Here is an 11,678-nt window from a genome sequence, read left to right on the forward strand (position 1 = left end):
GCGAGCGAACCCGGATCGGTCCCTGAAGCCTGATGCGTGCCGACCTTGTGGGTCGGACTACCCGCGAGTCTACCGAGGCGTGCGGGCCCGGCCGAATCGGCGGTCAGTCGCAGTGGCCGGTGCGGCCGAGCGCATCGCCGTCGAGCTCGACGTCGTCGCCCGCGAGGTCGACCCGCACCGCGCCCGGTGCGACCGCGACGCCCGTCACCTCGATGCCCTCGGGCAGGTGCTCGGCGACGCACACCGGCACGGGGTCGTCGCCGATGAGCCGCTGGATGAGCCCGGACACGTCGAACGATGCACCGCCCGCGCCGACCTCGACGCCGACCGGTTCGAGCAGGATCCGGTCGCCCGCGGCGGTCGGCGCCGCGGTGACCTGATAGGAGATGGGGGCGCCGAGCACCTCGACGCTGCCCTCGTAGCCCACCGTCCCGTCGCCGAGCGTCACGGTGCCGGTCGCACCCGGGACGTCGATCAGCCGGTTGAGCGAGGCTTCGTCGGTCGAGACGGTCGCAGTGAGGTGCCCGACGGGCGACGCGAGGTCGACCGGCACCTGCTGCAACGTGACCTGCGCATCGATCGGCGCGCCGTCGACCTCGAGGTCGGGTGCGCTGAGCGCGACCTCGTCCATCGAGCCCGAGAGGTACTGCGCGATGACCGAGAAGCCGCCGATCGTCACGTCGACGTCGCCTTCGACCTGGTCGGGCAGGTTCGCACGGATCTCCTCGGCGACCCGTTGCTCGGCGACGCCCCGCGCGATCACGTCGGCCACCACGGCGATCGCCACGAGGCCGACGACGACCGCCGCCACGACGATGCCGATCTTCGCCCCTCGGCCGAGGCGCTTGCGGGGCGCGGGTTCCGGGTCTTCGACGTCCAGTGGGATCGTCGGCTGCTCGTCGCTCATCGGTGCCCCCTCGTTCGGATGCGGAGTGCTACATGCGCTCGGGCGCCGAGACGCCGAGCAGGTCGAGGCCGTTGCGGATGACCTGGCCGGTCGCGTCGTTGAGCCAGAGACGGGTGCGGTGCAGGTCGCCCACCGGCTCGTCGCCGAGCGGCAGCACGCGGCAGTTGTCGTACCAGCGGTGGAACAGCCCCGCGAGCTCCTCGAGATAGCGAGCGACGCGGTGCGGCTCGCGCAGCTCGGCCGCCTGGGCGACGATGCGCGGGAACTCCTGCAGTGCGCCGAGCAGCGCCGACTCGGTCTCGTGCTCGAGCAGCTCGGGCGCGAACGCGGAACGGTCGACGCCGGACGCCTGCGCGTTCAGCGCGAGCTGCGTCGTGCGGGCGTGCACGTACTGCACGTAGAACACGGGATTGTCGTTGCCGCGACGCTGCAGGATCTCGGGGTCGATCGTGAGCGGCGAGTCGGCCGGGTACCGGGCGAGCGTGTACCGCAGCGCGTCGGTGCCGAGCCACGCCTGGAGATCGTCGAGCTCGATGATGTTGCCCGCGCGCTTCGACAGCCGGGCGCCGTTCACGCTCACCAGTTGGCCGATGAGCACCTCGACATCGCGCTCGGGGTCGTCGCCCGCGGCGCCCGCGAGGGCCCTGAGCCGGTGCACGTAGCCGTGGTGGTCGGCACCGAGCAGGTAGATCTTGTGCTTGAAGCCGCGGTCCCCCTTGTCGAGGTAGAGCGCGGAGTCGGCCGCGAAGTAGGTCGGCACGCCGTTGCCGCGCACGAACACCCGGTCCTTGTCGTCGCCGAAGTCGGTCGTCTTCACCCACACCGCGTCGTCGGCGTCGTAGACGTGGCCCTGCGCCCGAAGCCGGGCGAGCGCCGTGTCGATGTCGCTGAGGCCGTCGTCGCCCTTCGCGTGCAGTCGGCGCTCGCTCGTCCAGACGTCGAAGTGCACGTTGAAGCGCTCGAGCGAGGCCTTGATCTCGGCGAGCTGCAGCTCGTACGCGATCTCGGTCGCGGTGTGCAGGGCGACATCGTGCTCGAACTCGGCGAGCCTCGGCTCGCGCTCGAGCACGCGGGCGGCGAGGTCGGCGATGTAGCTGCCCGGGTAGCCGCCCTCCGGGGTCGGCTCGCCCTTGGCCGCTGCGAGCACCGAGGCGCCGAAGATCTGCATCTGGTTGCCGGCGTCGTTGATGTAGTACTCGTTCGCCACCTCGGCGCCGGCTGCGCGCAGCACGCGGCTGATCGAGTCGCCGAGTGCGGCCCAGCGGGTGTGGCCGATGTGGAGCGGCCCCGTCGGGTTCGCGGAGACGAACTCGAGGTTGATGACGGAGCCGGCGAGCGAGTCGCTGCGCCCGTAGTCGGCGCCCTGCTCGACGATCGTCTTCGCGAGCGCCCCGGCGGCCGCGGCGTCGAGGCGGATGTTGATGAAGCCCGGGCCCGCGATCTCCGCACTGGCCACGCCGTCGATTCCGGCGAGCGCGGGCGCGAGCTCGCCCGCGACCTCGCGCGGGTTCATTCCGAGCGGCTTGGCGATGCGCAGGGCGATCGACGACGCCCAGTCGCCGTGCTCGCGGAGCTTCGGTCGCTCGAGCACGACGTCGCCCGGCTCGAGCCGGAGGTCGACCTCGACGCCGGCGGCACGACGTCGCTCGACCAGGGCGAGGACGAGGTCGTACAGGGCGTTCGCGAGATCGGCGGGAGTCACCCGCAAATCCTATCCGCCTCATTGATAAGGTTCGTCACATGCCGCGCTCGCCCCACCCGCTCCGTCACCGCCCGACCGTCTTCGCGGTGATCGTCGCGGCGGCCGCGCTCGCGCTCACCGGGTGCGCCCAGGACGCTCCCGATCCCAGCGGCTCCGCCACGCCTCCCCCGGCGTCCGAGGCGCCCGAGCCCGGCGCGAGCGAGAGCCCCGTCCCGACCGAGGAGCCCGCCACCCCGTTCGAGATCGCGTGCGACGTGCTGCTCACCCCCGACGACGTCTACGCCTTCAACCCGAACTACAGCCCGGCACCCGGCTATGAACCGCAGGCCGACGGCATCACGGGCGTCGCAGACGAGGCGGGCACCACGTGCGGCCTCGTCAACCAGACGAACGGCGCGCTCATCGAGGTCGCCGTCGCCACGCCGCCGGAGTCGGCCCTGGAGGCGCGCAAGAACGACGCAGCGCTCTCGTCGCACCCGGTCCCGACCTACGGCACGCCGCCCGACGTCGAGGGGTACTTCGAGCGCACGGGCGAGAACGGCGAGGCGCAGGTGTTCACGGGCCCCTACTGGATCGTGATCGCCTCGACCGAGCTCGTGGAGCCGGGCGACGCCCAGACGCTCGTGAGCGCGGTCATCGCGAATCTCGAGGCCGCGTGATGGCCGGGCCCACGCGACAGACGCAGGGCACTCCCTCCTGGCTGGGAGCCGTCAACGACCGCGTCGGCCTGTCCGCCCTCCTCGACCACGGCCCGCTGACGCGGAACCGGATCTGCGAGCTCGTCGGCGTCTCGAAGCCGACGGCATCGATGATGATGAGCCGGCTGATCGCGGCGGGCGTGGTCGAGGAGCGCGGCCAGGTCGCGGGCAGCCCCGGCCGCAACGCCACCCTGTACGCGGCGCGCATCGATCGGCCGCTCGGGGTCGCCATCGCGATCGACGCCTTCGAACTGCGCGCACGGGTCGTCGACGCCGCGGGCAGCGATCGGCCGCTCGTCACCATCGGGCTCCCGCGCGACGTCGGCGAGCGGTCGGCGGTCGACGAGGTGCGCCGGGCGATCCTCGAGGCGAGTGCGGCGGCGGGCACCGACCCGGCCGCGGTCCACACCGTCGGCATCGGCACCGCGGGCTACGTCGACCCGGGCGGCGAGGGGGCGCTGTTCAGCGAGACCCTGCCCGGCTGGCCGACGACCGGTCTGCGGGCGACGCTCGAGGCGGCGCTCGGCGTCACCGTCTACATCGAGAACGACGTGAACCTCGCCGCGGTCGCCGAGCGCGAGACCGGAGCCGGCGAGGGCCGCGACGTGTTCGTGCTGCTCTGGCTCGGCAACGGCGTCGGCGCCTCGTTCGACGTGGCGGGCGACCTCTACCGCGGCACGTTCGGCGGCGCGGGCGAGATCGGCTTCCTGCCGCTGTCGGCCGAGGCGCGCGAGCTCGACGACCGAGCCACGACGAGCGGCGACCTCGTCGGGGCGATCGGCCTGCGCCGGCTGGCGGCGGCGCACGGCGTCGAGGCCGACGACTTCCCCGGGCTCCTCGCCGCGGTCGCCGCGAGCGACGCGACGGACGTCATCGTCGACGAACTCGGCGAGCGGATCGCGCACATCGCCCTGCCGGTGCTCGCGATGCTCGACCCGGGACTCGTGGTGCTCGCCGGGCCGACGGCGGCGGTGGGCGGCAGCCGCCTCGCCGAGGCCGTGGAGCGCGACATCCGGCGTCTCAGCCGCTGGTACCCCGAGGTCGTGGCCACCCACGTCGACGGCGACGCCGTGCTGCAGGGCACGACCGCGTTCGTCACCGCGAAGGTGCGCGAGGACCTGCTCGGCACGGTCGCGCGACTCGCCTTGCCCTGACCCCCGAGGGCTCGTCGACGGGCGTCGACGAGGCCCGGATGATGGTAGGGTTTTCAACTGTGCGCCTCCGTAGCTCAGGGGATAGAGCGCCGGTTTCCGGTACCGTAGGTCGGGGGTTCGAATCCCTCCGGGGGCACGTTGCGATCGAGCGGGTCGAGCCGGTTCCGGCTCCCCGCTCGAATGCGTTCCGGGGCCCCTGAAGCGGATGCGCCGCCGGCCGCCGACCACGGCCGCCGTGCCCGATGCAACCGCATGGACGATCGGCCACGCCCCGCCATAGACTCGGACTCGTCCGTTCGGAGTGGGGAAGGCGCTGGTGCATGCGTTCGAAGCGCACGTGGTCCGTGATCGTCGCGATGGTCGCGGGAGCGCTGGTCGCCCTGTCGGGCGCGGGCGCCGCGTGGGCTGACGACCCGGTCTCGTTCGGCTCCTCCCCCGTCGTCGACGAGGCGGGGGTGCTCGGCGGCGACCTCGACGACGTCGAGCGCGCGCTCGGCGACCTCGCGGACCGCAGCGGTCGCCAGCTCTTCGTCGCCTACGTGGGCGAGTTCACGAATCCCGCGACGGCCGAGGCGTGGGCCGAGCAGACGGCGATCGACAACGGCCTCGGCACCGAGGACTACCTGCTCGCGGTCGCGGTCGACGGCCGGCAGTACTACCTCTCGGCCTCGAGCGACGCCGCACTGAGCGACGCCGAGCTGCAGCGCATCTCGACGCAGGTCATCGAACCCGAGCTCCGCGCAGAGGACTGGGCCGGCGCCGCGATCGCCGGCGCGTCGGCGATCGCCGACGCGAACGCCGACGGCGGTCCGGTCGCGCCCGGAGCCGATCCCGGTGACGAGCCGTCGACGGGACAGGGCGGGGGCACGGGCGCGATCTGGTTGCTGGTGATCGCCGGCGCCGCAGTCCTCATCGTCTGGTTCGTCCTCGCCCGTCGCAAGCGGCGCGCTGCGGCCGGCTCCGGGAAGCCCGGAATCCCGCCGGCACCGCCGGCACCGTCGATCGACGAGCTGCGGCGCCAGGCCGGCACCGCGCTCGTCCAGGCCGACGACGCCGTGCGGACGAGCGAGGAGGAGCTCGGCTTCGCCGTCGCGTCGTTCGGCGAGCAGGCGACGGCCGACTTCCGCACCGCGCTCGACCAGGCGAAGGCGAAGCTCGGCGAGGCGTTCGCACTGCAGCAGCGACTCGACGACGCCGAGCCCGACACCGACGACGAACGTCGCGGCTGGTATCAGGACATCGCCCGACTCGCCGGCGAGGCCGACGGCATCCTCGACGCGCAGGTCGAGCAGTTCGACGCCCTGCGCGACGTCGAGCGCAACGCCCCGGAGGCGCTCGCCCGCGTCGACGCCCTCGCCGGCACGGTCGAAGCCGGCATCGCACCCGCCGGGCAGCGGCTCGCCGAGCTGCAGGGCGTCTACGCCGCCTCGGCGCTCGCGCCGGTCGCGGACAACCCGGCACAGGCCGAGGCGCGCATGGCCTTCGCCCGCACGACGCTGGCCGAGGCGACGGCGGCGCTCTCCCGTGGCGAGTCCGGCCCCGCCGCACTCGGCATCCGGACCGCCGAGGCGGCAGTCGACCAGGCGAAGCTCCTCGCCGCAGCGGTCCACCGGCTCGCCGACGAGCTCGCCGCGGCCGACCGGACGGTCGCGGCGGGCGTCGACGAGCTCGATGCCGACGTCGAGACGGCCCGCTCGCTCGGCGCCGACGCGGCTGCGGTCGCCGAACGGGTCGCCGCCGAGGCATCCGCCCTGCGAACCGCGGTCGCCGCGACCGGGCGAGACCCGATCGAGCTCCAGGCGCGGTTCACCAAGGCCGATGCCGAGATCGACGGCGCGATCCAGGGTGCCCGCGACGCCGCCGCTGCAGCGGCGAAGCTCGGGACGCAGCTCCAGCGGACGCTGCAGGCCGCGAGGGCCCAGGCGCAGTCGGCCGAGGACTACATGGTCGCCCGGCGCGGCGCCGTCGGCGCCGACGCGCGCACCCGCCTCGCCGAGGCCGGCCGCCTCATCGTGCAGGCCGAACAGACCGCACCGATCGACCCCGCCGCAGCACTCGCCACCGCCGAGCGCGCCCAGCAGCTCGCCGCCTCGGCGTTGGCCATCGCCCAGCAGGACGTCGGCGGCTTCGACCAGGGCGGGGCCGGCGACTTCGGCGTCGACGGCGGCGAACTGCTCGCCGCCGTGATCGGCGGCATCATCGGCGGCTCGATGGGCGGCGGCTCACGCGGCTCCCGCAGCTCGGGCGGGTTCGGCGGGTTCACGGGATCGGGCGGGTTCGGCGGCTTCGGCGGCTCGGGCCGATCGCGCGGATTCGGCGGCGGCTTCGGCGGCTCGGGCTCGAGCGGCCGCCGCGGAAGCGGAGGCCGATTCTGAACCGCCACGCATCGCCGAGCACGGCATCACCCCACGGCCGCCCAGGCCGCCCGACGACCGAAACCAGCCAACGAACGAGGGAGTAACCATGACCAAGCAGTCCATCTTCGGACGGATCTCGCAGCTCGTGCGAGCCAACATCAACGCGCTCATCGACCAGGCGGAAGACCCGCAGCTGATGCTCGACCAGATGGTGCGCGACTACACCAACTCGATCGCCGACGCCGAAGCCGCCATCGCCGAGACGATCGGCAACCTGCGCCTCCTCGAGGACGACCACCGCGAAGACGTCGAGGCCGCCCGCGAATGGGGCGAGAAGGCGGTCGCCGCGAGCCGCAAGGGCGACGAGCTGCGCGCCGCTGGCGATGCCGCGGGCGCCGACAAGTTCGACAACCTCGCGAAGGTGGCGCTCAGTCGCCAGATCTCGTCGGAGAACGAGGCGAGGGCCGCCGAACCGCAGATCTCCGCGCAGACCGACGTCGTCGACAAGCTCAAGGCGGGCCTCAACGGCATGAAGGAGAAGCTCGTCCAGCTGCAGAACAAGCGATCGGAGCTCGTCGCCCGGGCGAAGACCGCGCAGGCGCAGAAGCAGGTGCATGACGCCGTCAAGTCGATCGACATCCTCGACCCGACGAGCGAGATCGGCCGCTTCGAGGACAAGATCCGGCGCGAGGAGGCCGTCGTTCGCGGACAGGCCGAGCTCGCTGCGTCGAGCCTCGACGCCCAGTTCAACGAGCTCGACGACCTCGGCGAGCTCACCGAGGTCGACGCGCGGCTCGCCGCGTTGAAGGCGGGCGGCTCGCAGGGCGCCATCGGCGGCTGACGCACGAGGCGCGACGGGGCGGATGCCTCGGGGTCGGCCCCGAGGCATCCGCCCCGTCGTCGGAGCCGTCGGCCGCCGATGCGATCGTGTGGCCCGCCCCCGATGGTCGGCGACATCGGCCGTCGCGCTGGTCGTGCGGCGCCAGGCGGCGCGATACTGGAAGGCATGCCAGCAACCTTCGTCGTCGTCCCGCTCTGGCAGGGTTCGGTGTCGTCCCGTGCGATGAGCCTCGCCGACGGCGCGGCCGCGATCCTCGGCGACCTGCCGAGCTCCGCGACCGTCACCGTCGACGTGCCGGTCGAAGCGGGTGAATCGCTCGGCACCGGGGTTCGTCGCTACAGCACCATCCGGCGGGTCCGGGATGCGGCGGCCGAGGCGCTCGCGCTCGTGCCCGACTGGGCCCTGACGATCGGCGGGGACTGCGGCACCTCGCTCGCCGCCGTCGCCCACGCCGTCGAACGCACCGGTGGCGACCTCGCCGTGCTCTGGCTCGACGCGCACCCCGACCTCAACACGCCGGAGAGCTCGCCGTCGGGCGGCTTCGGCGGCATGGCGCTCCGCGCCATCACCGGCGAGGGCGCCGACGGACTCGCGCTCGACGAGGCGACCCGGGTGCCCCCCGCACGGCTCGTGCTCGGCGGCGTGCGCGCCATCGACGACGAGGAGCGCCGGTTCATCGACGAGCACGAGATCCCCGTGCTCACGGTCGAGGACCTCTCCGACCCGACCGTCGTGATCGGCGAGCTCGAGGCGACGGGGGCCTCGCACGTCTTCGTCCACGTCGACCTCGACGTGCTCGACCCGTCGGCGCTCGCGGGACTCTCGTACCCGATGCCGTTCGGTGTCGGAGCCGCGGAGCTCGCGACCCTCCTGCGCGAGGTGGCCGGTCGGTTCCCGCTCGCGGGTGCCGCCATCGCGGGCTTCACCCCCGCGAGTCCGGAGAGGGCGGTCGACGACCTGCCGACGATCCTGCGCCTCGTCGGGGCGTTGACGTCGGGCAGCCGTCAGGGTTCCTGATCCGCGGCGACCCGCCCCCGGGCGGGCCTAGGCTGGGGTTCGTCGGCCGTGGCGAAGGACGACTGCGGCCGCGACGGGAGGCGCCGATGACGGGGATGCAGCGCGAGACGGATGTCGTCGTGATCGGCGGCGGGCCGGTCGGCGAGAACGTCGCCGACCGGGCGAGGGCGGCCGGACTCGAGGTGGTCCTCGTCGAACACGAGCTCGTCGGCGGCGAATGCTCGTACTGGGCGTGCATCCCGTCGAAGACCCTGCTGCGGAGTGCCGCGGCGCTGCGGGCGGCGCAACGGGTCCCCGGCGCGGCCGAGGCCGTGACCGGCGCGCTCGACGTGCCGGCGGTGCTGCGCCGGCGCGACGAGTGGGTCTCGGACTGGGACGACCACGGCGCCGTCGGGTGGCTCGAGAGCGTCGGCATCGCGCTCGAACGCGGACACGGCAGGCTCGACGGGCCGCGCCGGGTCGTCGTCGAGCGCCCCGACGGTTCGGACCTCGCCCTCGTGGCCCGACATGCGGTGGTGGTCGCGACCGGGTCGGATCCCCTGATCCCGGAGGTCGACGGACTCGTCGAGGCCGCGCCGTGGGCGAGCCGGGAGGCGACGTCGGTCGAGCGTCCGCCGCGCCGCCTGGCGATCATCGGCGGCGGCGCCGTCGCGGTCGAGGCGGCCACGGCCTTCGCCGGCTTCGGCACGGAGGTCGTGCTGCTCGCCCGCCACGGGCTGCTCGGTGCGATGGAGCCCTTCGTGGGCGAGGCGGTGGCCGAGGGTCTGCGCGGACTGGGGGCGACGGTGCGTCTCGGCGTCGAACCCGTGCGCGTCGCCCGCGACGAGCAGGGGGCGGTCCGCATCATGACCGACGACGGCGACGAGCTCGTCGCCGATGAGGTGCTCGTCGCCACCGGCCGACACCCTCGAACCGGCTCGCTCGGGCTCGAGACCGTCGGGCTCGAGCCGGGTGCCTGGCTCGATGTCGACGACAGCCTGCTCGTGCTGGCGGCCGTCAACGACGAGACGCCGTGGCTGTACGCGGTCGGCGACGTCAATCACCGTGCGCTCCTGACGCACCAGGGCAAGTACCAGGCCCGCGCCGTCGGCGACCTCATCGGCGCACGCGCCACCGGTCGCCCGCTCGACCTCGCGCCGTGGGGCGCGCACACCGCGACCGCCGACCACTCGGCCGTTCCCGAGATCGTCTTCGCCGAGCCCGAGTGCGCGGCCGTGGGCATGACCGCCGAGGCCGCCCGTCGCACCGGACGGGACGTCCGCGTCGCGGACGTCGACTTCGCCGCCGTGAGCGGCGCGGGCATCCACGCCGACGGCTTCACCGGTCGGGCGCGGCTCGTCGTCGACGGCGAGCTCGGCACGGTGATCGGCGCCACGTTCGTCGGGCCCGACGTCGCGGAGCTCGTGCATCCGGCGACGATCGCGATCGTCGGCGAGGTGCCGGTCGACCGGCTGTGGCACGCCGTTCCCGCGTTCCCGACGATGAGCGAGGTCTGGCTTCGGCTCCTCGAGGCCCTCGGCCGTCCGGAGGCGGCCGAACAGGGCGTCGCGGCCGCAGCGGGAGGGGAACCTCGGGGTTCGCGACGCACCGGGACGACCGACGAGGAGCCCGCCGCATGACCGCACCCGCATCGAGTCGCACCCTCCGCGTGCGACTCACCGACTCGCGGATCAGCCGCCTCGGCTACTGGTGGGCGACCGCGGTCGGCTTCACGTGGGGCTTCCTCTGGAGCACCGGCCCCGTGACCGTCCGCAACGGCCTCGTCGTGTTCACCGGCATGCCGAAGTGGACCTACGGTCGCGGCGGGTCGTGCGTCGGCGGGTGCTACCTCACGGGGTCGAACGACGGCGACCGGGTGCTCGGCCACGAGGCGGTGCACCAGGCCCAGTGGCGCAAGTACGGCATGCTGCTGCCCGTGCTCTACCTCATCGCCGGGCGCGATCCGCTGCGCAACCGCTTCGAGATCGAAGCCGGGCTCGAGGCGGGCGGCTACCTGCGCGCTACCCCTCGGCGCGGCCGAGCTTCCAGTACCCCATGAAGGCCACGCGCCGGCGGTCGACGCCGAGGCCCTTGACGAGATGGCGGCGGAGCGTCGTGATCGCCGTCGCCTCGCCGGCGAGCCAGGCGTAGACGCCGTCGTCGGCCGTGGCCTCGGGCACCTCCCAGAGGATCTCGTCGTCGGCGAGTGCGGGCAGCTCGGCATCGGCGGGGGCGGCGGCCTCCGCCCGGGCGGCGCCCCGAGCGCCGAGCTCGTCGTCGGCCCAGGCTCGGACCGCCTCGACGAGCCGGGCACCGTAGGTCGCTTCAGCGTGCTCGTCGCCACCGCGGTGCAACCACTGCACGACGACCCCGGGCGGCGCCTCGATGTCGAGCACGTCGCCCGCGGCGGGCACTTCGAGGAATGCGGCGCCTCGCGCGGATGCCGGAAGCTGCGCGAGGATGGCGCTCATCGCCGGCACCGCCGTCTCGTCGCCGGCGATGAGCAGCGTGCCGGCCGTGCCGGGGTGCCACTCCCACCCGCCGGGCGGCTCGTCGCTCGTCGCATCGGGCGCGACGAGCAGCATCCGCTCCCCCGGCTCAGCACGTGCGATCCAGCGCGATGCCGGCCCCGAGTCGCCATGCGCGACGAAGTCGACGTCGAGCTCACCGGTCTCGGGGCGCGCGTCGCGGATCGTGTACGTGCGGATCGGGTTGCGCCGTTCGTCTGGCAGCGCACGCCAGTCGCCGAACCAGTCGTCGCCCCTCGGGAAGCAGCCGAACCCGTCGTCCCCCTCCGGGACGCCTTCGAGCGGGAGGACGACCTTGATGCGCTGGTCGGGTCCGTCCCAGCCGACGTCGTTGAGATCATCGCCGCGGAAGGTCACCCGCACGAAGTGCGGCGACATCCTTCGGATCTCGCCGACGACGGTCTCGAAGACGCGGTATCCGGGCTTGGCCATGGAGCTGGCTCCTGTCGTGGGGTCGGGGTCGGATCGAGCGGGAGCGGGTCGCGCAGCGGCCCG

At 73.6% G+C, this 11,678-nt stretch carries 10 protein-coding genes and 1 tRNA gene; 8 read left to right on the plus strand and 3 right to left on the minus strand.

The genetic code is table 11. The annotated features are described in order from the left end of the window. Positions 1-103: 103 nt before the first annotated feature. On the minus strand, positions 104-907 hold the full coding sequence (locus LR269_RS14665) for a DUF2993 domain-containing protein (RefSeq protein ID WP_231431496.1): 804 nt from the start codon (positions 905-907) through the stop codon (positions 104-106). 28 nt (positions 908-935) lie between these two features. Next, on the minus strand, positions 936-2,609 hold the full coding sequence (locus LR269_RS14670) for an arginine--tRNA ligase (RefSeq protein ID WP_231431497.1): 1,674 nt from the start codon (positions 2,607-2,609) through the stop codon (positions 936-938). A gap of 38 nt (positions 2,610-2,647) precedes the next feature. Between LR269_RS14670 and LR269_RS14675 the strand changes: the two genes are divergently transcribed. The 8 genes from LR269_RS14675 to LR269_RS14710 all read left to right on the plus strand — a co-directional run bounded on the left by LR269_RS14675 (position 2,648) and on the right by LR269_RS14710 (position 10,714). Further along, on the plus strand, positions 2,648-3,268 hold the full coding sequence (locus LR269_RS14675) for an iron ABC transporter ATP-binding protein (RefSeq protein WP_231431498.1): 621 nt from the start codon (positions 2,648-2,650) through the stop codon (positions 3,266-3,268). After that, positions 3,268-4,461, plus strand: a complete 1,194-nt coding sequence (locus LR269_RS14680; RefSeq protein ID WP_231431499.1) for an ROK family transcriptional regulator — start codon at positions 3,268-3,270, stop codon at positions 4,459-4,461. Before LR269_RS14675 ends, LR269_RS14680 begins: the two co-directional genes overlap by 1 nt. 63 nt (positions 4,462-4,524) lie before the next feature. After that, positions 4,525-4,597, plus strand: a tRNA-Arg gene (locus tag LR269_RS14685). Positions 4,598-4,781: 184 nt separating this feature from the next. After that, positions 4,782-6,836, plus strand: coding sequence for a TPM domain-containing protein (locus LR269_RS14690; RefSeq protein WP_231431500.1), 2,055 nt, complete (start codon positions 4,782-4,784; stop codon positions 6,834-6,836). An 88-nt stretch (positions 6,837-6,924) separates the two neighbouring features. Further along, positions 6,925-7,659 (plus strand): PspA/IM30 family protein, encoded by a 735-nt coding sequence (locus LR269_RS14695; RefSeq protein WP_231431501.1) that lies wholly within the window; start codon positions 6,925-6,927, stop codon positions 7,657-7,659. Between the two features lie 165 nt (positions 7,660-7,824). After that, positions 7,825-8,676, plus strand: a complete 852-nt coding sequence (locus LR269_RS14700; protein WP_231431502.1) for an arginase family protein — start codon at positions 7,825-7,827, stop codon at positions 8,674-8,676. A 95-nt stretch (positions 8,677-8,771) separates the two neighbouring features. Further along, the gene (locus tag LR269_RS14705; RefSeq protein ID WP_231432363.1) at positions 8,772-10,295 is read left to right on the plus strand and encodes an NAD(P)/FAD-dependent oxidoreductase; all 1,524 of its coding nucleotides are present in this window, start codon (positions 8,772-8,774) and stop codon (positions 10,293-10,295) included. Further along, on the plus strand, positions 10,292-10,714 hold the full coding sequence (locus tag LR269_RS14710) for a Fe-S oxidoreductase (protein ID WP_231431503.1): 423 nt from the start codon (positions 10,292-10,294) through the stop codon (positions 10,712-10,714). Before LR269_RS14705 ends, LR269_RS14710 begins: the two co-directional genes overlap by 4 nt. Here the strand turns inward: LR269_RS14710 and LR269_RS14715 are convergent. Continuing rightward, a complete protein-coding gene (locus LR269_RS14715) occupies positions 10,677-11,615 on the minus strand; it encodes a siderophore-interacting protein (protein WP_231431504.1) in 939 nt (312 codons plus the stop codon). The genes LR269_RS14710 and LR269_RS14715 overlap by 38 nt on opposite strands. Between the last annotated feature and the right edge of the window lie 63 nt (positions 11,616-11,678).

Origin of the sequence: Agromyces sp. S2-1-8, from assembly GCF_021129215.1 — a bacterium.
GTDB lineage: Bacteria > Actinomycetota > Actinomycetes > Actinomycetales > Microbacteriaceae > Agromyces > Agromyces chromiiresistens.